This window comes from Marinomonas sp. ATLA20 (assembly GCF_057180105.1).
Map to the genome: position 1 here is coordinate 134,316 of NZ_JBXUKU010000004.1, position 24,737 is coordinate 159,052.

Annotated in this window: 21 protein-coding genes; 15 read left to right on the forward strand and 6 right to left on the reverse strand. The window is 42.3% G+C overall.

Going from position 1 to position 24,737, the window contains the following annotated elements:
* Nucleotides 1-186: 186 nt before the first annotated feature.
* The 11 genes from AC2A4J_RS08685 (at nucleotide 187) to AC2A4J_RS08735 (ending at nucleotide 14,221) form a co-directional block, all read left to right on the forward strand.
* Nucleotides 187-1,668: a sigma-54 interaction domain-containing protein gene (locus tag AC2A4J_RS08685; RefSeq protein WP_484175688.1), complete on the forward strand. Its 1,482-nt coding sequence runs from the start codon at nucleotides 187-189 to the stop codon at nucleotides 1,666-1,668.
* A gap of 49 nt (nucleotides 1,669-1,717) precedes the next feature.
* Nucleotides 1,718-5,098 (forward strand): DEAD/DEAH box helicase family protein, encoded by a 3,381-nt coding sequence (locus AC2A4J_RS08690; RefSeq protein WP_484175689.1) that lies wholly within the window; start codon nucleotides 1,718-1,720, stop codon nucleotides 5,096-5,098.
* A gap of 165 nt (nucleotides 5,099-5,263) precedes the next feature.
* Entirely contained in the window at nucleotides 5,264-6,862 is a 1,599-nt protein-coding gene (locus AC2A4J_RS08695) for a type I restriction-modification system subunit M (protein ID WP_484175690.1), read from the forward strand.
* Nucleotides 6,859-8,007 (forward strand): restriction endonuclease subunit S, encoded by a 1,149-nt coding sequence (locus AC2A4J_RS08700; RefSeq protein ID WP_484175691.1) that lies wholly within the window; start codon nucleotides 6,859-6,861, stop codon nucleotides 8,005-8,007. The genes AC2A4J_RS08695 and AC2A4J_RS08700 overlap by 4 nt, the downstream gene beginning before the upstream one ends.
* Nucleotides 8,008-8,126: 119 nt before the next feature.
* Nucleotides 8,127-9,584 (forward strand): DUF3696 domain-containing protein, encoded by a 1,458-nt coding sequence (locus AC2A4J_RS08705; RefSeq protein ID WP_484175692.1) that lies wholly within the window; start codon nucleotides 8,127-8,129, stop codon nucleotides 9,582-9,584.
* Nucleotides 9,584-10,468, forward strand: coding sequence for a hypothetical protein (locus AC2A4J_RS08710; RefSeq protein ID WP_484175693.1), 885 nt, complete (start codon nucleotides 9,584-9,586; stop codon nucleotides 10,466-10,468). The genes AC2A4J_RS08705 and AC2A4J_RS08710 overlap by 1 nt, the downstream gene beginning before the upstream one ends.
* Nucleotides 10,469-10,524: 56 nt before the next feature.
* Entirely contained in the window at nucleotides 10,525-10,926 is a 402-nt protein-coding gene (locus AC2A4J_RS08715; protein WP_484175694.1) for a hypothetical protein, read from the forward strand.
* Between the two features lie 65 nt (nucleotides 10,927-10,991).
* Nucleotides 10,992-11,126 carry a zinc ribbon-containing protein gene (locus tag AC2A4J_RS08720; protein WP_484175695.1) on the forward strand — a complete coding sequence of 45 codons (135 nt, stop codon included), beginning with the start codon at nucleotides 10,992-10,994 and terminating at the stop codon, nucleotides 11,124-11,126.
* Between the two features lie 119 nt (nucleotides 11,127-11,245).
* A complete protein-coding gene (locus AC2A4J_RS08725) occupies nucleotides 11,246-12,199 on the forward strand; it encodes a DUF5655 domain-containing protein (RefSeq protein ID WP_484175696.1) in 954 nt (317 codons plus the stop codon).
* A 214-nt stretch (nucleotides 12,200-12,413) separates the two neighbouring features.
* Nucleotides 12,414-13,250 carry a type IV toxin-antitoxin system AbiEi family antitoxin domain-containing protein gene (locus AC2A4J_RS08730; protein WP_484175697.1) on the forward strand — a complete coding sequence of 279 codons (837 nt, stop codon included), beginning with the start codon at nucleotides 12,414-12,416 and terminating at the stop codon, nucleotides 13,248-13,250.
* Nucleotides 13,251-13,306: 56 nt separating this feature from the next.
* Nucleotides 13,307-14,221 carry a nucleotidyl transferase AbiEii/AbiGii toxin family protein gene (locus tag AC2A4J_RS08735; RefSeq protein ID WP_484175698.1) on the forward strand — a complete coding sequence of 305 codons (915 nt, stop codon included), beginning with the start codon at nucleotides 13,307-13,309 and terminating at the stop codon, nucleotides 14,219-14,221.
* A 268-nt stretch (nucleotides 14,222-14,489) separates the two neighbouring features.
* Here the strand turns inward: AC2A4J_RS08735 and AC2A4J_RS08740 are convergent, their stop codons facing one another.
* Both AC2A4J_RS08740 and AC2A4J_RS08745 read right to left on the reverse strand, forming a co-directional pair.
* Complete coding sequence (locus tag AC2A4J_RS08740; RefSeq protein WP_484175699.1) at nucleotides 14,490-15,743, reverse strand: type II toxin-antitoxin system HipA family toxin; 1,254 nt, start codon at nucleotides 15,741-15,743, stop codon at nucleotides 14,490-14,492.
* Complete coding sequence (locus tag AC2A4J_RS08745; protein WP_484175700.1) at nucleotides 15,727-16,113, reverse strand: helix-turn-helix domain-containing protein; 387 nt, start codon at nucleotides 16,111-16,113, stop codon at nucleotides 15,727-15,729. The genes AC2A4J_RS08740 and AC2A4J_RS08745 overlap by 17 nt, the downstream gene beginning before the upstream one ends.
* A 245-nt stretch (nucleotides 16,114-16,358) precedes the next feature.
* Here AC2A4J_RS08745 and AC2A4J_RS08750 point away from each other — a divergent pair, with 245 nt between their 5' ends.
* From AC2A4J_RS08750 to AC2A4J_RS08760, 3 genes are all read left to right on the forward strand, one after another.
* Nucleotides 16,359-17,024, forward strand: coding sequence for a hypothetical protein (locus AC2A4J_RS08750; protein ID WP_484175701.1), 666 nt, complete (start codon nucleotides 16,359-16,361; stop codon nucleotides 17,022-17,024).
* A gap of 226 nt (nucleotides 17,025-17,250) precedes the next feature.
* The gene (locus AC2A4J_RS08755) at nucleotides 17,251-19,101 is read left to right on the forward strand and encodes an arylsulfatase (RefSeq protein ID WP_484175702.1); all 1,851 of its coding nucleotides are present in this window, start codon (nucleotides 17,251-17,253) and stop codon (nucleotides 19,099-19,101) included.
* A 75-nt stretch (nucleotides 19,102-19,176) separates the two neighbouring features.
* The gene (locus tag AC2A4J_RS08760; RefSeq protein ID WP_217494998.1) at nucleotides 19,177-20,412 is read left to right on the forward strand and encodes an anaerobic sulfatase maturase; all 1,236 of its coding nucleotides are present in this window, start codon (nucleotides 19,177-19,179) and stop codon (nucleotides 20,410-20,412) included.
* Nucleotides 20,413-20,501: 89 nt separating this feature from the next.
* Here the strand turns inward: AC2A4J_RS08760 and AC2A4J_RS08765 are convergent, their stop codons facing one another.
* The 4 genes from AC2A4J_RS08765 to AC2A4J_RS08780 all read right to left on the reverse strand — a co-directional run bounded on the left by AC2A4J_RS08765 (nucleotide 20,502) and on the right by AC2A4J_RS08780 (nucleotide 23,298).
* Nucleotides 20,502-21,377 (reverse strand): carbon-nitrogen hydrolase family protein, encoded by an 876-nt coding sequence (locus AC2A4J_RS08765; RefSeq protein ID WP_484175703.1) that lies wholly within the window; start codon nucleotides 21,375-21,377, stop codon nucleotides 20,502-20,504.
* A 15-nt stretch (nucleotides 21,378-21,392) separates the two neighbouring features.
* Nucleotides 21,393-21,983, reverse strand: a complete 591-nt coding sequence (locus AC2A4J_RS08770; protein WP_484175704.1) for a GNAT family N-acetyltransferase — start codon at nucleotides 21,981-21,983, stop codon at nucleotides 21,393-21,395.
* Between the two features lie 46 nt (nucleotides 21,984-22,029).
* On the reverse strand, nucleotides 22,030-22,437 hold the full coding sequence (locus AC2A4J_RS08775; RefSeq protein WP_255825728.1) for a ketosteroid isomerase-related protein: 408 nt from the start codon (nucleotides 22,435-22,437) through the stop codon (nucleotides 22,030-22,032).
* A gap of 165 nt (nucleotides 22,438-22,602) precedes the next feature.
* Entirely contained in the window at nucleotides 22,603-23,298 is a 696-nt protein-coding gene (locus AC2A4J_RS08780; protein WP_484175705.1) for a helix-turn-helix transcriptional regulator, read from the reverse strand.
* A gap of 140 nt (nucleotides 23,299-23,438) precedes the next feature.
* Between AC2A4J_RS08780 and AC2A4J_RS08785 the strand changes: the two genes are divergently transcribed.
* Nucleotides 23,439-24,737 (forward strand): aspartate aminotransferase family protein, encoded by a 1,299-nt coding sequence (locus AC2A4J_RS08785; protein WP_484175706.1) that lies wholly within the window; start codon nucleotides 23,439-23,441, stop codon nucleotides 24,735-24,737.

Consider the following 24,737-nt stretch of genomic DNA (forward strand, 5'->3'; position numbering starts at 1 on the left):
AGTGTTCGGCTTTTTTGTATCTGATTTTGGCCCATTTGTTTCCCACCTTTGGCCCGTTTGTGTCCCGCTCTACTTAATGTTGGTAGAAATGGTGACCTTTACTCTATTTTTCCTATGATGTGTTGAGCGAGAAACTGTAGTAATCTTTACAATTACTAAGCAGTTGTTTTTATTAGGGATGTATTTGTGGCGGAAAAAGTACTTTTTTCATGGGTTGGTGATACAGATTTAAGGGCTGCTATCTCTGATATGCCATTAGATGCACCTATATCGTCTACGCTGGCAAACTTTTCCTTTGATCGAGTTATTCTTCTTTGCTCATATCCAAAAGCTAGGAGCGCTCCCTACATAGAGTGGCTGAAGCGTCAAACAGCTGATGTAATATATAGTTCTCAAGAAACATTAGTCTCTCCTGTTGATTTTGAATCTATATATCATGCGGCTGACAAACACCTTAGTGCTTTTAAAAAAGCAAATGCTGATATCTCTATTTTATTGAGCCCTGGTACGCCAGCCATGCAAGCCATTTGGATTTTGCTGGGGAAGACGAAGTACTCTGCTCGCTTTTATCAATCCAGTAAAGAACAAGGTGCTCAAGAGGTAAGAATACCTTTTGAGATTTCTGCTGAATACACTCCGTCGGCCACCAAATTAACCTCTACACAACTCACAGAACTTACTAATGATGGTGTCAGTTCCAGTGCGGCGTTTGAAAACATTATTACCCAAAACCCTGTGATGGAGCGCTTAAAGCATCAAGCTGAAATTCTAGCTAAGCGTGAAGTGCCTGTATTGATTCAAGGCGAAACAGGGACGGGGAAAGAGCTTTTTGCAAGAGCCATCCATAATGCTAGCTCACGTTCAGATAAGCCGTTTGTTGCAGTGAACTGTGGTGCGTTTCCAACAGAGCTGGTGGACTCCATGTTGTTTGGTCACAAAAAAGGCGCTTTTACGGGCGCATCAGCTGATCGACAAGGGTATTTCCAGCAGGCAAATGGTGGAACACTGTTTTTAGACGAATTTGGCGAGTTAGAACCCAGTGTGCAAGTTAGATTGCTTCGGGTTCTACAAGAAGGCGTTATCACCCCCGTTGGTGCCATTAAAGAGGAAAGCGTGAATGTTCGTATTATTACGGCCACTCACAGAAACTTGATGCAAGCGATCCATGATGGACATTTTCGAGAAGACCTTTTTTATCGAGTTGCCGTTGGCGTACTTTCATTGCCACCACTTCGAGAACGACAGGGTGATATTGCTTTATTAGCCGATGCGTTATTGATGGATATGGCAAAGCAAGATGTCGCCCTGATAAATAAAAAAATTTCTGCAAATGCAAAAAATATTATCCTCTCACAATTGTGGCCAGGTAATATACGTGAGTTACGATCGACTTTATTGCGGGCTTCTCTATGGAGTAGCGAAGACGCAATATCGGCTGATGACATCAAACAAGCGTTATTTGATAGACCTCAGAATAATACCAGTTTGTTAGATAAGGATATTTCGCAAGGTATTGATATTCAAAATATTATTTCTGATTTGGTAAGGCATTACATTCCTAAAGCATTAGCGCATTCCAATGGAAGCAAGTCCAAAGCGGCTGAGTTATTAGGGCTTAAAAATTACCAAACACTAACCAACTGGATGGATAAATACGACGTGAAGTAGAAGTTGGCACAGCTTTCGCTATTACACGAGTATGAAAACAATATTATTTATGAAATCACAAAACTTTGAGTTTCTTCGTCCTGAAAACGAGGCATTAGCAAACCTTGCAGGTTTGGCTGAAGCCGTGTTGTTTATTGATCCGGGCAGCGCACTGACACGTCTTCGCGCTTTTGCGGAGGAGCTGACCAAGGCCATTTATAAAGAAGAGCGCCTGCCTCGTTTACCCGAATCAACCTTGAACACCATGGTACGTGACACTGTGTTCCAAAACTGTGTGACAAAACCACTTGTTCATCAGTTGAATTATCTACGTACCCAAGGCAATGAAACGGCACATGGTGGGGAAGGAGATTTACGAACCGCACTTATGGCATTGGGGATAGCGCATCAGCTCGCCTGCTACCTTGCCATCAAATACTATATGAAGAAAAAGGCAAGCATCCCTGCGTTTGTAGATATAAAAGACAATCGTGCTGATGCCATTGCCCTGTCTGGATCCATCAATAAATACAAAGAAGAACTGGATAAGCAGAAAAAGCTCAATGACGAGCTGCTTGAACAGATTGAAAAAGAGCGTACTAAGAACCTTAAGTATCTTGATGCACCTGCTTATCCAGATCAACTTAAACGCCAGCAAGAAAGTCAAGCCGTTGCTGACAGTTTGCAATGGAACGAAGCGAAAACTCGCGAGCTTTTAATTGATTCTATGCTGGTGCAAGCTGGCTGGAATGTTTCTGATCCTGAAAATGTGGGTATTGAAGTAGAAGTCGCTTTTCCGAATAACCCTTCCGGTAAAGGCTATGTAGATTATGTGTTGTGGGGCAGCGATGGCAAACCTCTCGCCGTCGTCGAAGCGAAACGTTCTAGCAATAGCTCAGATCAAGCGGGGCGAGAACAAGCTCGGCTCTATGCTGACTCGCTTGAAAAGCAGTTTGGCCAGCGCCCAGTGATTTTCTACACTAATGGCTACGAGACTTTTATTTGGGACGACGCACAATACAATGCACCGCGAATTGTTTATGGTTTTTACAGTAAAGACAGTCTGGATTATCTCATTTACCAACGCCAGTACCGTGATAACCAACTAGAACAAAATAACCCCAATTTAAATATTGCCGATCGTCTGTATCAAATCAACGCCATCAAATCGGTTGCCCATACTTTCCAAGAACAGCGTCGTAAAGCCTTGATTATCCAAGCAACGGGCACAGGTAAAACCCGTGTTTCCATTGCCCTTGCAGATCTCATGCTAAACGCTGGTTGGGCAAAACGCGTGTTGTTTCTTTGTGACCGCAAAGAGCTGCGTACCCAAGCGAGTGAAGCCTTTAAAAACAATTTACCCAGCGAACCCCGTTGTGAAATTGGTGAAACCAATAAGATTGACGAAAATGCACGTATTTACGTGTCCACTTATCCCGGCATGATGAACCGCTTTGCTCAGCTTGATGTGGGCTTCTTTGACCTGATCATTGCCGATGAAAGTCACCGCAGTATCTACAACCGCTATCGTGACATTTTTGATTATTTTGATGCACTACAGGTGGGCTTAACCGCCACACCAGTCAAATTTATCAGTCGTAATACCTTTGACATGTTTGGCTGTGAAACCACAGACCCGACGTATCAATTTGGCTTAAAAGAAGCCATTGAGCATGAGCCACCTTATTTAGTGGATTTCAAAGTCAAAGACGTAACGACAGAGTTTCTTCGCGATGGCATTCATTACAACGACTTAACCGACGATCAAAAACGCCAGTTAGAAGACGATCTTGGCTTTGACGAAGCGCAAAATGCTTCGTACCAAGGCAAAGACATCGGGCGTAAAATTTTTAGTGAAAAAACAGACCAAGAGATTCTTGAAAACTTGATGAATTATGGCATCAAGGATGAAACCAACTCGCTAGTTGGTAAAACGATTGTCTTTGCGAATAACCAAAAACATGCAGAGCATTTAGAAAAACTCTTCTGCAAGCTCTACCCACAATATGGCAACAAAGTTTGTAAAGTCATTCATAACAAAGTGTCCCATGTAGAGAGCTTGATCAAAGAATTTAAAAAAGGCGACAACGAATTCCGTATCGCGATCTCGGTGGATATGTTGGACACAGGCATCGATGTGCCAGAAGTGGTGAACCTCGTCTTTGCGAAAACCGTTAAATCCTCTGTCAAATTCTGGCAGATGATTGGTCGTGGAACGCGCTTATGCAAAAACTTGTTTGGTAAAGGCAAAGATAAAACAGAGTTTTTGATTTTTGATCACTACGGTAATTTTGAGTTCTTCGAGCAAGCATATAAAGAACCTCAAGATGTGGGTGGCAAGCCGTTACTGCAAACCTGCTTTGAAGCCCGTGTCAATCTAGCGATTCAGACCCTTAAACATAACCACCGAGAAGGCTTTGATACTGCGATTGAACTCATTAAAGCGGATATATCGGACTTACCAAGAGACAGTGTGGCTGTTCGAAAAGAGTTGCGACAAGTAGACACGCTTCTGCAAACCGGTAGCTTGCAAAAGCTGAATGCAACAACACAGCATTTGTTATCTGAAACAGTGGCACCACTGATGGCGGTTCGTCCACTGAAAGATAAGCATGCAACACAATTGGATCGTTTAATGGCTGTCGTGGAAACCAGCTTTATTGAACAGTCGTCAAGTTTTGAAGATGGACGAGACACCTTAATCGAGCAAATATCAACCTTAGCGGTTAACATTCAAGCGGTTCGTCAAAAGCAAGCCATCATCGACGAAGTAAACAGTGCTGAGTTCTGGCAAGCCCCTAGTATAACTAAGCTAGAAAACGCTCGAACTCAACTACGCAGTATTATGAAATTCCGTCAGAGCGATACCAGTGGCGGTTATGACCCACTGAAAACTCGTACACAAGATGGCAAAGTAGTCACCAAAGTGCGTGAGCATAAACTTTATAACAGAGATGAAGTGAGCGTTTATCGCCGACGAGCCAAAGAGCTGCTAGACAACTTAGTTGCGACGAACCCGATACTGCAAAAAATCAAAGCCCATGAGGCGGTTTCGGAAGACGATCTAAAAAATCTAACCTCAACCATCTTAACCACGCACCCCACAGTGAGTTTGGATGCTCTGAACGAATTTTATGGCCGGACTGCCGATCAACTGCATATCACCTTGCAAGAATTGGTGGGGCTAGAGCCAGAGAAAGTCAGTGAGCATTTCACCGACTTTGTGCATCGTCACCCGAATCTGACTTCCCAACAAGTGCGATTCATGGACCTACTCAAAACCTATATCACCAACTATGGTTTTATCGACATAGCCAAACTATATGAAGCGCCTTTTACAAGTGTCAGCCCAAATGGTGTCGATGGTGTATTTAAAGAAGCAGATGTTAAAGACCTAGTTTCTGTACTTAAACCCTTTATCAAACAGGATGTTCAATATGGGAGCAAATAATTCGAGACGCAGTGCGTCTCGAATTCGGTACACATTGAGTTCCAAATTCGAGAGACGGTGTCTCTCGAATTTTTAGAGACTATATTAGAACTAAAAAAAGCTGATTAAATGGTTGGACTAAAAGTAGTCCAACACGATTACAACGACATCAAATAGAGACAAATTATGCTAACCGGACCAATCCGTAACGACATCGATAAACTATGGGAAAAGTTCTGGACAGGGGGGATTACTAACCCTTTGACCGTGATTGAACAGATCAGTTACCTGATGTTTGCCCGTATGCTCGACATGCAGGAAGAAGCGGAAGAACGCAAAGCCAATCGCACTGGCAAAGCCTTTGTGCGTCTTTTTCCGGATACCAAGGAAGGTCAATTACTGCGTTGGAAAAACTTCAAAAACTTATCTGGGAAGGATCTGCATAAACACCTGAAAAACGAAGTCTATCCTTACTTTTCCAAACTGGGTCAAGTGGCCGACATAGACCAAGTAGGTGAAGATACTCCAGTCAAAGCCATGGGCCACATTAGTGACTACATGGAAGACGCCGATCTCGAAATTAAAAACGAATCTGTGCTGGTCGCTGCGCTAGAAATGGTGGACTCCTTACCGCTGAACCAAAGCGACGTGAAAGGCGACATCTACGAATACTTACTCAGCAAGCTGACTACCGCCGGCATCAACGGCCAGTTTCGCACACCGCGTCATATTATCGACGCCATGATTGAAATTATCGATCCGCAACCATGGGACACCATTTGTGATCCGTCATGTGGTACAGCGGGCTTTTTAGCGCGCACCATGGAATACCTGAATCGTAAACACACCAGTCCAGGGGCTATTTGGGAAGATGAAGAGGGCAACAAACATTACCCAGGTGATAAACTAGAAAACTACCGTGAGCATATCAGTGATGACATGTTCTGGGGCTTTGACTTCGATACAACCATGTTGCGTGTGTCCAGCATGAACATGATGTTACACGGAGTAAACGGCTCTAATGTGCTATACCAAGACACACTTAACAAATCCATCCGTGAGAACTTTCCGCAGCAGGAAGAAAACTTCTTTGACGTCATCCTAGCGAACCCGCCTTTTAAAGGCAGCTTAGACGAAACCAACACCAACCCAGAATTACTCAGCATGGTGAAAACCAAAAAGACCGAGCTGTTGTTTGTGGCGCATATTTTACGCTCTCTCAAATTGGGTGGCCGTGCAGCCGTGATCGTACCAGATGGCGTGTTATTTGGCTCCTCCAAAGCCCACCAACAGCTACGTAAAGAGTTAATTGAGAACAACCAGCTCGAAGGCATTATCAGCCTACCCAGCGGCGTATTTAAACCCTACGCTGGCGTTAGCACCGCGATCCTATTGTTTACCAAAGGTGGCACAACAGAACGGGTTTGGTTCTACGATCTTCAAGCCGATGGCCTATCCCTAGACGATAAACGCACACCACTAAAAGGCGAAGGCACTAACGACCTACCAGACGCCATCGCCAAATGGAAAGCCTATCGTCAGCTAGTACTGGGCAACGCCACACCAGAGCAAATACAGCAGCAGTTTGGCAACAAAACCCAAAAAGCCTTCGTCGTCGATGCCGCCGACATCGCCAGCAACAAATACGACCTCTCCATCAACCGCTACAAAGAAGTCGTGTACGAAGAAGAACAATACGAAGGCCCAAAAGTTATCCTTGGCAAACTCATGGCGCTGGAAAATGAAATCATGGCAGACCTAAAAGAACTGGAGGGGATGCTATGAAATGGCCGATGGTAAAATTGGGAGATGTCGTTACTTTAATAAATGGGCGAGCCTACAAAAAGCATGAGATGTTAAGAGAAGGCAAGTATCCGTTAATGCGAGTTGGTAATTTTTTTTCAAATCGAGATTGGTATTACTCAGATCTAGAGTTACCAGAAAAGCAATATTGTGATAATGGTGATCTTATCTACGCATGGTCGGCGTCATTTGGTCCACAAATTTGGCAAGGTGGAAAAGTAATTTATCACTACCATATTTGGAAACTAATGGTTGACGAAAGTTTAGCTGACAAAAAATATTTATTTTATGCTCTAAAAAGGGATGTTGATTTTATAAAAGCTGAGCAAGGCTCTGGCTCCACGATGGTACATGTCACTAAAACTGCTATGGAGAACAGGGCAATCCCACTTCCCCCACTGGAAGAACAAAAACGCATCGCCGCCATTCTCGACAAAGCCGACGGCATCCGCCGCAAACGCCAACAGGCTATAAAACTCGCCGACGAATTCCTGCGTTCTGTGTTTTTAGACATGTTTGGTGATCCGGTTACCAATCCCAAGGGGTGGGATATAAGGCCACTAGAAGATTGTCTAGAGTTTTTAACTAGCGGGTCGCGTGGATGGGCACAATACTACTCGGATCAAGGAAGTAAATTTATAAGGATTCAAAATGTATCAAAGAATCGACTTCTTCTAGAGGATATGGCTTATGTAAACGCCCCTGATGGTGCTGAGTCTACACGTACACGTGTTCAGATAGGAGATGTTTTATTATCTATTACCGCTGACTTAGGTCGTTCAGCAGTAGTAAATGATGAAATTGCAGGAGGTCATATTAATCAGCATTTAGCACTCTTACGAGTCAATCAGAGTAAAATAAACTCTAGGTTCTTATCTGCATATTTGTCTTCGGACGGAGGTGTTAAACAGTTTCAAATGAAAAATAAATCAGCTGTAAAAGCTGGACTGAATTTCAATGATATAAGAACTTTAATGATCCCAATACCACCTTTAAATATCCAGAAAAAGTATGAGAATATTTACGATCATATATCAATTATGAATGAACACTGTTTATCTTCATCCAATGAAATAAAAAATCAAATAGCTGTACTCAGCCAAAAAGCCTTCTCTGGGGGGCTTTAATCGGAGCCAGACCCACTCCCTGCTAATTTCTCCCTTGGTCCTGTTTATACAAGGGAGGTAGATAAAAACACTATTTTTTATAAATAAGTAATAGTTCAGAAACAAAAACAAGGAAGCGTATGAATATTACCTCTTTAATAGTCGGTGGATTCAAAGGGATTGATAAGAAAGTAACACTTCCCCTTGCACCAATCACGTTGTTTTTTGGTGCGAACAGCACCGGAAAAAGCACTCTTTTACAGGCGATGCTTTATCTTTATGAGGTATTGGCAAAACGGAACCTAGACGCCGAATACAGTTCCATCGCTGGTGAATCCTTATACTTTGGTGGATTTCATAATTTAGTTCATGGCAAAAAATCATCAGGAACGATAACACTTGGAGCAACGTTAGATTTTACGAATGAAGATGATGTATTTGATGACTACCTTTCTGATTCTGAGCGCTGGTGGCTTGAAAACACGCTAGAAATTTCTCCAGACATGGCTGTTAGCTCTATTACGTTTGAGCTTGATTTAAAATGGGACCGTCTACGTGAAGTTGTTTTTGTAAGTCGATATGAATGTTTTAGCCAAGGTCAAACATACATACGATTTGACTCGCAAGCAGGGCGTCGGCAACCAGTCATTTCATTTTACGAACCATTGCCTCATTGGGAGGTTGATGAGTCTTTCAAAGCCGAGAATTTATTCTCAACGGCAGTTTGGGAGTCGGTCCCTTTAGATCAAAGAGATGCACTTCCAAGGATTAACCAAAGGCTAGATTTATCAAGTGCACCTTTAGATTGGAAAGACCTTTTTCAAGACAACGCAGCGGCAGCTCAGATGTTTTGTGAAGCGGCGTTGTCTCAGTCATCATTGGCTCCTCTAAAAATACTCATCAAGAAACTCGAAAGACTTTTTCATATTGGTCCAATTAGAACCATCCCTAACCGCTCAGCGGTCACAAACAAACGCTTCAGAAAAGAGCGTTGGTTTGATGGATCAGGTGGTTGGGATGCGTTTGCTTATGGGAATGATGCTCTTCAGTCTCGGGTTAATAAGGTATTTCAAGCCCCTGATTTCTTGAACACCAATTATCAATTTTCGGTTGATCAATTTGGCGAATTTCCTCAATTGGAAAAACGCGTTTTTATTACAGAGACTGCTAGTGGGGTTCGCCTATTGCCAACGGATATTGGGGTCGGTATATCGCAGGTGTTTCCGTTTATTGTGGCAACCTCGATGGAAGGCGATTCTATTGTCTCTTGCGAGCAACCTGAGCTTCATATTCATCCCAAATGGCAGTTAGCTTTAGGCGATATGTTACTAAACGCAACGCGAAGTAACCCTAATAAAATGTTTTTAATAGAGAGCCACAGTGAACATTTATTATTGCGGTTATTAAAGCGGCGTAGAGACACGTCTGAAGGTGATAATGAGTCATATGACTGTTTTAAAAGTGATGTTCAAATTATTTTCTGTGAACAGATAGAAGGAAAAACGCGCTTTATTCCAATAAAAACCACGGATGAAGGTGAATTTGATACACGTTGGCCGAATGGCTTCTTCGATGAGAGAGTGGGAGAGCTATTTTAATGTTGCATCTTGAATTTGCTGTATCACCAGAACAGGTTCGTTCAATTCACGATATAAACTTACTAGAGGCAAGATTTGGTTTTCATAAAGGGGCTTTAATTTCACTTTTTCCTAAAAAGTGGATTAAATCTTGTTTGGACTCTTTGACAGGCAATGAGATAGAGCGGAAGCAATTTGTTGAGAAGATTACGGCTAATAAAGACATTTTGTTATCAAATTTTGGACGTAACTATGGTGCTTATCAAGACTGGAGTGAAGCTGCTTGGGTTAGTCACTCTGAACGCTCTTTCCATAAATTAATTGATAGAAATATGCGTGAAAATAACATCTATTTAGATAGTATCCAGTCGATTGCCGACAACGATATGAGCTATTCCACAATGTTTCCTCGCTGTGCGGATTCACTGGCGCTGGCTGCGAGAGCTTTATTACTTAATGCTGAAAAAGTGACTCTCTATGACCCTTACTTTGATATTTCGAATAATGGCTGTAAGAAAACTCTTAAAGCTATGATGGAAATTTGTCAAAAGCCAGATGTGGAGTTTCATATCTACGCAAAAGAAGGCAAGCTCTCTGCATGGAGGATTATGCGACCAGCTTTTGAGTCATTTATGGTTAATATGATTAATGAGAGAAAATTATTCTTTTACAGTGTAGATGATAATGGTTCTGGATTTATGCATGATCGCGGTCTCTTTACTGTAAAAGGAGGGTTAATTTATGACCGTGGCTTTGTAGAACCCCATGATCACACTCAAAGAGAAGAGTTAACAAGCATTATACCTATGCCGCTTAGTACGCTTGAGGCTAAATCAAAAAGTTTTAATGAGGCAGGAGATGACCATGGTGACTTTATGGTTGTTAATAAATGGGCTTCTCATTAAGGCTAAAATGGCAGGCTTTTAAGAAGCTAATGGGGTCTAAATGAAAATTTTGATTGATGATTGAGGCGAGTTTACTGAAGCAGTACTTGTTTTTATCTCACAGCTATTTTGAGTTACTTGCTAAGCAAACCACAGGAAACTACCTAGTTGAGCGTTTCCCAACCGGTTGCTGCGGCAATGTGAGCCATATTCCTGGTTGTTTTCTATATACAAACGTCCGCTATACTGCAGGCGAGAGAACAGTAAACGGCCAGTACCAAACACACGCTTGGCTTGGATGGGACGGCTGGATTATCGACATCACCGCCGATCAGTTTAGCGATGGGCCAAGTGCAGTGTTTTTAGAACGAGACAGCGACTTTCACCGTTCTTTTGCAAGAGACTACGAGTGTGAGCCAGCAATATCGAGCTGTATCGCAGCACAGAACCAGAAGTTTTTAAGTACTATAAAAGTTTGATATCTCGATGCTCCCAACATCGAGTGCTGTATCGCTAAAGGGGATAGATCTTCAAGGAGAGAGTTATGTCTACAACAGGCGAAAAACCAGGCAAGGGTACATACACTTGCACCAACTGTTCAGAAACGGTCACTTTGGATGATACCAGCGATAGATTACCACCGTGTCCGAAATGCCATAAAACAGACTACAAGCCATAAATAGTCTACAACGCCTCGCGCTGGATAGCGCGAGGCGTTAATTTTAAATGAGTTTGCTAGTAGCGTTTGCAGTAAAAGATTTCAATTTGATCAAAATACATTAAAAGAAGCCAATCAACATGCCCATTTTCGATATTTCTGGCGATAAATTATCCGCCGTTGAACAGCGTAATTTTGCGTTGGAGAAGGATTTGCAAATACTGATCGAGCGTAATCTCGATACGGTATTTAATTGTCGTTTTGTGGCGAGTGAGTTTTCGACGGGGGCGCAGCACGCGGGTCGGATTGATACGCTGGCGCTGTCGGAGGAAGATAATCCGGTGATTATTGAATATAAAAAAGTCGAGTCGTCGGAGCTGATTAATCAGAGTTTGTTTTATTTGCATTGGATTCAAGACCACAAGGGCGATTTTGAGATTGCGGTGCAGAAGCGTCTTGGCGGTGAGGTGAAGGTGGATTGGTCCGATGTGCGGGTCATCTGCATCGCGCCGAATTATAAGAAGTACGATCTTCACGCGGTTCAAGTGATGGGGGCGAATATCGAGTTATGGAAATATCGTTTGTTTTCCAATGATTCTTTCTACCTTGAGGAAGTGTTCCACACAACTAAAACGTCAACGAATATGCCATCACTGTCATTGGCGACGAATCATGATGGTAAGAACCCTGTTATGGTCGAGGCGGGTAGAAAGGCGGCGTTGTCGCGTGCCTCGGGCGTGTATACTTTTGATGAACATTTAGATGGGAAAACCGACGACATACATGAGCTAACGGCGACGATTCGTGAGTTTATCCTTGGCTTAGATGAGTCCATTGAAGAGGTGCCGAAGAAGTATTATGTCGCTTACAAGATCTCGCAAAATATCGTCTGTATGGAAGTTAAAGGTCGCAACATTAAGCTATTTTTGAAGCTGAAACCCTTTGATATACCTGCGGATACAGGCCATTATCGTGATGTCACATCAATAGGGCATTACGGTACGGGCGATGTGGAATTTACTCTTGCCTCAGAGGTGGACTTTGAGCCAGTAAAATTCTTTATACAAATGGCCTATAACAAGGTGGGTGGTTAAACGGTGTGCATTGTCGCATCTTGTAGGTTTATATCGTGGCATCTTTACGGCGTTTAGCGCCGAATAAAATAGTATTGGTAAACCATTTTGATTGTGGGAGTTTATTATTTTATAAAATTACGGCGAAAATCGCCGTAATTATCATATATTTTAAACTATTGTGATAGGTTAGTAGGTTTCAAATTCAAAAAACATGACAAGGTAATTGCGCTTGGTGAATAGCACAGCTACTCAAGACGATAGTGTAAAAAAAGCACATAAGCAGGCGCTTAAAGCACTTCTGCCTTATGGCATGTTAGCCACCAAAAAGTGGTTGGCGGAGCAGGGCTTGAGCGTTCATACCATCGATAACGCGGTTAAAACAGGCACTTTGTTGCCATTGGCGAAAGGGGTGTACAGTCAGTATTCTCGTTCTGTGAGCTGGGAAGGGGTAGTTGCTTCTATGCAGCGTATGGACGTGAATAAAGCGGATAGTCTGCCTTCGATCATTGTGGGTGGATTGTCGGCATTATCATTGTCGGGACTGTCGCAGTATCTATCCTTAGGTAATAGACCGCATATCCATTTGTATGTACAAGATACATTACCAAGATGGTTGGGGCGTTTGTCACTCCCCGTTGAATGCGAGGGACATAGAACAAAAACGTTATGGCCCGAATGGCTGTTAAAAGACAAAGCGTTTATCAGGCAGCATGAATGGGCCGTTGATCTTCCACCTGTGTACTTTTCATGCCCTGAAAAAGCGTTATTGGAATTACTGGTCGATTTGCCCGATGCGGTTAGTTTTGAACATGCTGATGAATTGATGCAGGGTTTGATGAATTTATCCCCCAGAAAGCTTGATACACTTTTAAAAGCCTGTAAAAGCGTAAAAGCCAAGCGATTGTTTTTTTGGCTGGCGACGCGCCAAGCCTATCCTTGGCTTCGCAAGCTGAACATAAAAGACTATGACTTAGGCTCAGGTAAGCGTGTGGTGGCTAAAAGCGGCAAATTGGATACAGAGTTTTTAATCACAGTGCCATCGCATATGGTAATGGAAAGTGAAGGATAAGCTCTTATTAAAGGAAGTGCTGATTAAAGAAAGCTCTTGTCAAAGGAATTGGGCCAATGGATAGAAATAGTATTTATTACAAGCAAGTGCAGTTGTTGGTACAGGTCTTACCCTTTGTTGCTAAGCAGGAATGTTTCGCGCTTAAAGGTGGAACAGCTATTAACTTGTTTGTTCGGGAATTTCCGCGTTTATCGGTTGATATTGATCTGGTCTACTTGCCCATGAAAAACCGCGATGAGGCTTTGCGGGAAATTAGTGAAGCACTGGATGTTATTAGCGCAGATTTAAAAGTTGCGTTTAAAGATGTCGAGCTAACAGAAGCCTATAAGTCAAAGCGCGATGCGCTACGGCTGATTGTCGCCCGTAATGGTGTACACATTAAAGTCGAGTTATCGCCAGTATTACGTGGCGCGGTTTACGAACCACAGCTAATGGAAGTCTGCTCTGCTGTAGAAGACGAATTTGGTTATGTTGAAGTGTCTGTGGTCGCATTAGCTGATCTCTATGCCGGTAAAATTTGCGCGGCATTAGACAGGCAGCACCCAAGAGATTTATTTGATGTGAAGTGGCTCTTGGAAAACGAAGGGTTAACGGATGAAATACGCAAAGCTTTGATGGTGTATCTATCGAGTCATAATCGACCAATGGCTGAATTACTCAGACCGCAATTTAAAGATATATCTGCTATTTATGCAGGTGAATTTGCAAACATGGCTGAGACAGACGTACCGCTTGAAGAGCTGTTGGCTGTTAGAGAGCGTTTGGTAGAGCTTATTCACCAAGGGCTGACTGATGCTGAGAAAAACTTTTTATTGTCGTTTAAAAATCGTGAGCCGGATTGGACATTACTAAACCTAGAAAGGATCAATAATCTTCCGGCCATTAAGTGGAAACAGATTAATCTGGCAAAAATGCCAGATGACAAACACAAGCTGGCGCTAGAAAAGCTAAAAGATATATTTGACAGTTAATATACAAATCCAATAGAGCATTAGGGTACGGTCGACGTGGGAGTTAGCATTGCTTTAGAGTCTTACTTTGAGCCTACAAAAGCGTAAAGCGATAGAAGATTCGACAAGTCCAACAACTTTTGCAAAAGATGAAGATGTTTTTTGATGAAAATATAAAGCGAAAGCTACTAAGGGCCTATCACTGATAGGTCTTAGTCATTTATATAAACAACTAAATTTCCAACTTCACATTGAGAATATAGGACTTCCAAGGCTTTGTTATACAGTACTAAACTCGAAAATCCTCATGAAGCCTTTGCCAATGTTGTCTTAGCTGTTGTTTGTGATCTTCATTCATTGGTAGGTCTTTTAGCGCGTTCGGCCAAAGTGTTCTGGCTTTTTCCATTACATCATCCAAATGTGGTTTGATTGCTCGCCATGGAATATCTGATTTAGTAGCCCAATGTTCAAAGTGTTTATATGAGACATCATACCAAGCCTTCGTCTTTGCAAGGTTAAGAGCGAAGTGTTGTTCGTTTTCAATATAAACACTGGTGGTGACTATGTCGTAAGCAGGCGAGAGTCTGGGGGTGACTTGATCTGAATACAGTAAGCTCCAGTTTTTCAAATGGGCGTCGCCGTTTGCTAATAGGATGTTGGCGAGTAAACGACGGGCAAGTTGTTGGGCGTCATTTAGACCATCACCAGAAAACTGATACAGGATTTTTGCTATTTGTTCGTAGTTGCCTGAATTGTATTTTTCATGTGGGTACTTCACAAGAACTTGAGCAAAGTCTTCCATGTGAATACGTTGGTCGTTATGTCGGTCAAATCGCTTTATGGCGAAGGCCAATTTTTCATCAGGAAGATTGATTTGTGGAAGGTTATCTAATTGGTCTATCTCGACCAATTTTATTTCAGGAATATCTACGCCAATGAGGGAAGCGAGAGTCATGGCTGTGAACTCGTTGGCAGGCACTTCTTTGTGTTTAGTAGAGGGTGTTTTCACAATCCAATCGCCAAGCTCATTGCCTTTCGATAGGTTGTATCGACCGTCTTTTTCCTTCATGGAAAACTTCATCTGAACGCCTGCCAAGGAGAATTTGTTTTCTTGGCTGAGTTTGTCGAATTTAACTGCTTTTACTTGGCCATGAGATGAGAATAAATGTAGAGGCACATCTTCAGGCTCCATCGGTTCAGCGACTAATGCACCAGGTAAATCCATACCCAGATAAGACAAAATATGGAACTCATTATCAACATGGGTTTTGAGCCCTTGAGCGATTAGTTCCCGCAATGAACCTTCAGGCAATAGATTAGACAAAATAGGGTGCAGGCGTTGGTTTGTCGCCCATGGCTCAGATAGCATTTTATTGGAACGTGGAAAATTTGGATGTGTAGTTAAGCTAAAAGTGGGGCGCGCTATATTAGATTGAAAGCTTTCAGCAAAATGTAAAACATTACGTCCATTCTTTGCCCCTGCCAAATACCCCACTAGATGGCCATGTAACGTCAACTTAAGGACACTAATTTCCGTTGTCATATTCGTCTCCATCTTCTAGTAATCCTTTCCATGGGTCATCCGATAGTTGTTTTTGTTCATCAGAATGATCAGGCTGTTTGTGCGGTAAAGATGTGTTGTTACCATCACTTTCAAGAACAGCTAAAACAGCATTCAGCTTTTCTTTTGGAATCAGCATGACGTCGCTATTGAGACCCTTGGCAATCAGTTCAAGAGTATCGAGTCTTGGATTGCCTTTTGCTTCAAGCCGTTGGTACTGCTGCCTAGAAATACCAATACGCATAGGCATTTCATTCTGCTTGAGTTTCAGTGCTAAACGGCGATTTTTGATTTGCTGTAGTAGATTCATCATAAGGAAACTAATAAGTTGCTTTTTAATATATAGAAACATATTAGTTTCTATTTTTGTATAAGGCAACTTAAGAGTTTCTTTTTTCGGGCTTAATGATTAGTGTAAATGGCATAGATATAGCTGTTGATAATTCCAATAGAGTGTGCGATCAAATCATAGTTGTTATGAACGAATAAACTCGTGTAAATCTGTATGAGGCAGGATTGAAAACGATAAAAGGTCAGTATTTATTTTGTGGTTTTTGTTATTCTGCTTTTCATGGATGTTTATAGATAGGATGTAAAATGGCTGGTCGAGTGACGTTGTTTGTTTTTCTATTGCTATTCAGTCGAGTCTTGTTCGCTGAGGTGCTGACTTTCCCTGAAATCGATGATTCTCTTTTTCCCCAGCTAAGCCGAGATGAAATGGCGTTAATGGAAAGGGAAGACTTGAAAAAGTTGAGTGCGGATAATTTACATACCGCATCTGGAATCTCTTCCTTTATCCAGTTAGTCACTGGTGAAAAAGTGAAAGCGCCACACATAACAATCGCTTTTACTAAGCAAGATTACATCGATAATATTTTGAGCCTGGATAGGTGGTTGCTAAAGAACATCGATAAATCCAATGACGCGAGGGCGGTGTCTCAGACGAAAAAAGACCCGGTACGAATAATGATATCCGATATTGTGATTTCAGAAGGAGGCGCCTCATGTGAGGCTCGGCCTATTACTGAGACCTTGTACGTTGGCGATGTACATAAATTTGAAGTGGGTTGTGAGTTAGACCGAAAACGAGACAATGCTCTACAGGCCAGTTTTCTATTGAGTTATTCTGTTAATTATTCTTTTCGCACGATAGGTCAGCAATTACAGGCTATTGATATTTTTACTAGCGAGCCTCAGTCTTTCCTACATACATTCGAAGGCAATACTTCCGTTAAAATGAAGGTTACCTACAAACCAATGTGACTTTTGAGTGAGAGGCTTTTTTTATGGCTTTTAGAGAAGGACAAGACATTGTGCGGGGAAAAGGTTCGAAACCTACATTGCTTGATTAAAGGGCACCGAGCCTTACTTTTGTTATCATTCGATATCATGAATGCATGAGTTCAATATTAAGGTCTTGATCAATATCAACTTACTGATAGTTTAGTAATTAATAAAAATAACACACAGCTAGTCAGTGGATGTATCTATGATTGATCGCTTGCACGAGAAAGGCGTTAGTGCCTTGTCAAAATTCAAAGTTCCTCACTTATCTCTTGGTGTCGTTGCTGCTTCGCTATTAAGTGCATCAGCAATGGCCCAAACAGAGACCACTTATAATACGGCTCATTCAAACGACGAGACTCGCCCTAATATTCTATTGATTCTGGCAGATGATTTGGGGTATTCCGATTTAAGTGCCTATGGCAGTGAAATACACACTCCAAATATTGATGTGTTAGCGACTCAGGGGCGTATTTTAACCAATTTCCACACTTCGGCGGTATGTTCGCCTACTCGAGCAAGTCTGATGACAGGCGTTGATCATCATTTAGCGGGTATCGGTAATATGGGAGAAGTAGTTGGCATAAATATCATTAAGGATAATCCGATTACTGCACCTTGGGGTAAATCTAATACTTATGATTTTGATAACATTCCAGAAGGTTATCGTGGTCATTTAAGTGAGAAGACTGTCACAATGCCAGAGTTGTTATCCGATGCTGGCTATCATACTTATATGGTTGGAAAGTGGCATTTGGCTTACGATGTTAAGGCGCCAGATAAAGATCATAAAACTTGGTACAGAATAAATAAAAGCGCTTTGCCATATGCACGTGGGTTTGATAAATCATTTATATTGGTAAATGGAGGTGGATCGCATTTTGCTCCATCTAGTCCACCGACACCGCTAGACATCACTATGTATGCGGAAGATGATCGAGTGTTTCCATCTAAAATGCTGCCTAAAGATTTCTATTCTACAGAGTTTTATACCAATAAATTAATAAGCTACATAGATTCAAACTTGAAAGACGGTAGGCCTTTTTTTGCTTATGCTGCTTATACGGCACCTCATTGGCCATTACAGGCACCTCAAGCAGATATTGACGCACAAAAAGGGCGCTACGATGCAGGTTACGATGTTATCAAGCAGCAGCGTTTGGCTAGAATGAAACGCCTTGGTCTAATTGACAATGTAATGTTACCGGCTAAAGAGTCTCTTGGTGAAAAACATTGGAATGAGTTGAATGCCGAAGAAAAGTTAATAGAAGCTAAATCCATGGAGATTTACGCAGCGATGGTAAGTAATTTAGACCGACATGTTGGTCGGTTGGTTTCGCATTTGAAGGAAATAGGTGAGTATGACAATACTATTATTGCCTTTATGTCAGACAACGGTGCAGAGGGGGCAGCGGCGTTTATGCCTCGAATTCCTGGAACTAAGGTAGATAACTCATTAGAGAATATGGGTAAACCCGGCTCTGTTGTCGCTTATGGCTCTCGTTGGGCTGAGGTAGGTTCTGCACCTTTCCGTTTGTTTAAAGGTTTTACTGGGGCAGAAGGAGGAACGGCCTCGCCACTAATAATTAAGCTGAATGCCCAGAAAGAACAAAGGCCGACATCGTCTGCTCGTGTTCAAGTAACGGATATGCTGCCTACCTTTTTGGAAGCGGCGGGCGTTGAGATGCCTAAATCAACTTATCAAGGTAAAGCTATTTATTCCCCAGAAGGCGTTTCTTTGCTAACAGCTTTACAGCAACCTCAAGCTTTTTCAATAGTTCACCCTGAAGGAACTGTTTTGGCGGATGAGTTGATGGGGGCAAGTTATGTTGTTCGTGATAATTGGAAGTTGAGTCAGCAAGCCACGATGAGTAAAACGCCAGTATTTAGGAAAGATGTACCTTGGGCACTTTATGATTTGTCGAAAGATCGTGGTGAAACTCTGGATTTATCGGCCCAACACCCAGAGCTGGTACGAGAGCTGAAAGGTGAGTTTGAAGAGTATATTCGACAAAATAATGTTATTGAGCATGCAGCGTCCTACAGTGGTCGATAAGTTCTGAAGTGACGACTGATGCAGTATTTAAGCTTTTAGCTGCTTCAGTCGTATGTTTTTATTGAAGGCGGTGTTATGAATCAGATTGTAGATCGAATTAATCACTTTGGGGTGATGGCTAAGCCAAGTGGCTCGGTCTGTAATATTGACTGTACTTATTGCTTCTATCTGGAAAAAGAGAACCTTTATCCAGATAGAAAAAAACAGTGGCGTATGAATGATACGACATTGGAAAATTACATTCGTGATCAGATACAGTCACAAAAAGGCGATGTTATTGAGTTTGTTTGGCAGGGAGGTGAGCCTACTCTTCTGGGCTTAGACTTCTTCCGTCAGGCTGTGACCTTTCAAGAGCAGTATAAAGGACGGAAAACGGTTACTAATGCTTTACAAACTAATGCTACTTTGCTGGATAAGGAATGGGCTTTATTTTTCAACAAGCATCATTTTTTAATTGGAGTTTCTATAGATGGTGATCGCATAAGTAATGACACTTATCGCCTTTCCCGAAAGGGCAAGAGTACCTTCGATGATACGCTAAAAGGGGTTGAGCTGCTGAAAAAGCATAACGTGGATTTTAATACGTTAACCGTGGTCAATGCTGAAAATGTGAGACGTCCCTTAAATGTCTATGCTTTCTTAAAGCGTATAGGCAGTCAATATATGCAATTCATTCCCTTGGTTGAACGTAAAGCCATTGTGCCTGATCGCGACGGTTTGATACTAATACAGCCTACTTTTGAAGGTGAATCAAATCTTGCTGAATGGTCAGTTCAAGCAAAAGCATACGGTAAATTCTTGAATACTATTTTTGATTATTGGATTCAAAACGATTTAGGAAAAGTTTTTGTGATGAATTTTGAGCAAACCATGAGCCAATTAGTTGGTCGGCCTGGTTCGTGTGTTTTTAATGAAACGTGTGGTAGCAGTGTCGCAATGGAATCTAATGGGGATGTTTATTCCTGTGATCATTACGTATACCCAGAGCATAAGCTGGGCAACATTAATGAAACCTCTTTGATTGATTTAGTTAATTTGCCGCAAAATCGTAAGTTTGGTCAAGATAAACGAGATAACATTAGTGTTGATTGTTTGCAGTGTGAGGTGCGTTCTGTATGTCATGGTGGGTGTCCAAAACATCGGTTTGAACCATCCAGTGACGGTTTGTTAAATCGCAATTATCTATGTGATGGGTTTAAATCGCATTTTTCTCATGCTGTACCAAAAATGTTGGAAACCATGAGATTATTGAATCATCAGTTGCCCATGAAAAAAGTTAAGCAAGAGATAAAGGGAAGATTTTATTCATAGCATAAAACGGTCCGAAAGGTCTTTTTTCTTTCTACTTAGTAGTGTATCGAGTAGAAAGAAAAAATCCAAAAAAAACAAGCATATAGATGTCATTCTATACTAGTTAATTTGAATTGCTTGGGCCAGTCGCGATAGTTAAATACTTGGCCTTCTTCACGAATACGGGCGATTTCGGTGAGGTCGACAGTGGCGTAAACCCAGCCAGCTTCATTTTCTTTGCCTTCTACTAATATGCCATTATCAGGAAAACCATAATCCACTGGTGTATAGACGCTGGCACGGCCGGTATTTATGTCTACCGCTTCAGACCAGGGCGCGTTGCCAATGGTCGGGGATTGCACTACGTAACATTGGTTTTCCAAAGCGCGCGCTTGGCAGCCAATGCGAACCCGGTGAAAACCCGCTTGAGTGTCGGTGCAGCTTGGTACCAATAGAATATCTGCTCCCGCTGCTACTTGTTGGTTGGCGATCATGGGAAATTCGGAGTCATAACAGATATGAATGCCGATACGGCCAAGGTCAGTATCAATGACCTTAATTTGCTCGCCGCCACTGATGTGCCATTGCTCGTTTTCAAAGCGCGTCATCATCAATTTATCTTGATAATCAATTAGGCCATCGGGGCCAAATAGATTGGCGCGATTTAGAAAGCGGCCATCGCTTTGCTCCGTTGGAAAGCTGCTAGCAAGTATCAAGATGTTATAGCGTTTTGCCAATTCTTCATGCAGATCATGCCACTTTGGTAATAGGGTTTGCATGGCATGAAGCTGTTTGTTTAAGTCGCTGTAAATAGCTTCACCAAATAGTGAGGCCAGTTCCATGCTGCCATACTCAGGAAACACCAATAGTTGAGCGTCTTGTTGTGTGGCATTGGATACCCAGCTCTCTAGTTTGTCGACAAATTCTTCCCATTGTGTGAAAAAGCCAATGTTATATTGTGCCGTCGCCAGTTTAAATACGCTCATATTCTGCCATCTTTCTCATACCAAGGACTTCATCCAAAAGGTCATGGGTTTAAGAGATTCTTCTTGCTCACCTATTTCTTTCCAGCTGAAATGAGTCGCGAGCTCTGGGCGCTTTTCATAACCACGGTTACGCCAGAATTGATCCAGTGGTTGGTAATCGTCTGGACGAGCTGGGTGATCGTCTGGACGTTGCACGCCACAAAAGCAAGTGTATTTTATGCCTTCTAAGCTTTTTGCATGGGCTTCGCGATGGTCGAAGAAGGCCACACCTGCGCCTTGGCCACGATACTCAGATAAGAGCACTGATTCGCCACAATAGAAAATCTTATCAAGATTGTAACCAGCTGTTATAAATGGCTGTGTTACTTCGTCGGTCTCATAACCTAGTGGTAAACCGGTTGAAGCACCAACGATTTTATCGCCATCAAAGGCCAATACGATCACGCTGTTGGGAGCTTCAATATAGGTTTTAAGGTAGCGGGCTTCGTATTGCGTATCGCCATCATAAAGATAAGGAAAGTCACGAAAGACACGCATACGAAGCTGAGCCAGTTCATCAATATATTGAATTAAGGCGGAGCCGGATAAACGTTGAAATGTCAGCATAAGGTGCTCGCTCTACGGTTTATCAGTTGTTAATCAGTAACTGTATTTACGCCGATACTTGCGCTATCCAGTCTTCTAGATTGTAGTAATTCGTGACACGTGCAACTTTACCATCGCGAATGTCGAAGAAAGCGCCAGCTGGCAGTTTATAGGTTTGGCCATTGGCTTCTGGTAAGCCTTCGTCGGTGGCGATGTATTCGCCTAATACAGTGAATTCAACGGCTGCACGGTCGCCTGCAGGATTGGACATGACGACGATATCAACAATGGTTTCTTTGTAGTTGTTGTTCATGCGTTCCATGAAGCTTGCAAAGGTATCTTTGCCTATTTCACGGTCGCCTTGATTTATGTCGTGAATAACGTCGTCGGTTAGTAAAGACAAAAAGGTATCCATGTCTTGAGCATTGAAGGCATCGTAATAGGTTTGCAGTAGTTCAATCGTTGTCTGGCTCATGGCAAAGGTTCCTAAGTGGTAAAAAGTCAAAGGCAGAATGTTAATTATTTACGGCGTGTCGAGAAAGGTTTTTTTATCAAACTGGCAAAAACAAGCAAGTGCCTGTCGTCTATATAAGGCGTTGCTTGCATTGAAAGCGGAGCTTATAAAATTTGCAGCCTTTATTTACAGTTCAGACATTATTTTGGCTGTTAGCTCTGTTCTGGATTGAACGGCAGTCTTTTTAAAAATATGGTTCAAATGGGTTTTCAAGGTCGCTAACCCCATTTCTATGTGTTTGGCTATCTCTTTATTGCTGGCACCTGATATAAGCATTTCTAATACATCTAATTCTCTGTCAGTTAGGCTATATCGAGTTTGTAAATCAGTACGCTCTTGATCTCGTTTAGGAAGGTAAACCGAGTTTAAGCTGTACTCCATGAAAGAATGAACGGAATGCATTAGCTTAATTTCTTGTTGGGTAAAGTCGTTTTGAAACAGGGTCCTTAATAAGCTAATAACGGCAATAATTTCATTTCGCGAATTACGGAAAAACATGTCTAAGACGTATCTGTGTTGGTACTTCTGCATAAATTCAAGATAGTAGCGATGATTCATTAAACGTTCAGTCGAGATTTGAGCGCTGAGCGTGACAATTCGTTCGCTGGAGTGCTTGAAGAGGCTTGGGTGAAGCGGGTCAATCGCAAAATAAGTTGAGTTATAGGCTTTTTCAATATCAGAAGGGGCATTTGAAAGGTAGGTGCCTTGGTGTTTCATGTCCGGCTGAACCAAGAAAAACACAGATCCGCTTACCGGAATAAGGTCGTTGATCAGTTCAAGGCTCTTGGCCTGAAATAAACTAGGAAATTGGTTGCCCTGCAAACTGTTACCACCAAATTATTTAATTATAGTTCATTGGTTTGATTCTACTCCTGTTCGTGTCAACCATCTGGTTGATACTCGAGTTGATTGAGTAGTACTAGAATGTTGTTTCTATTTTACGGTTTTTTGTAGGTGCTACAATGGAAAGTCAAACAGAGTTGTTACTACAGCGACGCTACAACACGATTGGTAAATACTCGCCATTATTTTATGAGCAGCCGATTCATCTTGCCCGTGGCGAAGGTGTTTGGTTGTACGATACAGACGATAACAAATTCTTAGACTGCTACAACAATGTGCCTCATGTAGGACATTGTAACTCAAGAGTGGTTAATGCCATCACTCAACAAGCCAGTACGTTAAATATTCATACTCGGTATTTGCATGAAAATATTGTTAATTACCTTGAACGATTGACCTCTACGTTTGCAGAGCCTCTAAACGCTGCGATGCTGACCTGTACAGGCAGTGAGGCAAATGAGCTTGCACTGCGCATGGCGCGATTCATGTCGGGTTCTCAAGGCATTATTGTGACCGATGCGGCTTATCATGGGAATACCGAAGCGGTTGGTGAGTTGGGTACAGGCTTTATGCCTGAAGCCAAAGCGACAAAGCGCGTGCGCTCTTTTCCTATTCCAGATACCTATCGTGGTCTTCCAGATGTACCACCAGAAGCACTCAAAGACGCTTACCTTAAGCATATCGAAAAAGCGATTCAAGCCTTCCAAGAAGAGGGACTTGGTGTGGCTGGCATGTTGGTGTGTCCCGATTTCGCCAATGAAGGTTTGTTAAATATTCCAGAAGGGTTTCTCGAAGACGCTGCAGAAATGGTACGTGCTGCGGGCGGCTATGTCATTTTTGATGAAGTTCAAGCCGGCTTTGGTCGCACTGGCAAGCATATGTGGGCACATCAGTGGTATGACGTTGTGCCAGACATTGTCACCATGGGCAAACCAATGGGTAATGGTTTTCCATTAGCTGGCGTTGTTTCTAACTTAGACAATGTGAATGCTTTCACCAAACACGCTATGTATTTTAACACGTTTGGTGGAACACCAGTTGCCTGTGCTGTTGGCAACGCTGTTTTGGATGCACTGGAAGAAGATAATTTATTAGAAAATGCTGTCAAGACAGGGCAATACGTCACTGAAGGTCTACTTAAGTTACAACAAGAGTTTGACTTAATCGGCGATGTGAGAAGTCGAGGCATGTTCTTTGGTGTCGAGTTGGTTCTAGACAAAACATTAAAAACGCCGGCAAAAAAACAAGCTAAGCAGATTGTCAATTTCATGCGTCATCATGGCGTCTTGATTAGTACGATCGGGCCTGATGACTCCGTTTTAAAAATCCGTCCCCCTATGCCATTTAAACCTGAGCACGCAGACATTCTGCTAGCCGCTCTGGCTAAGGCGTTCACTGCCGTTTCTGAAGAGGTATAA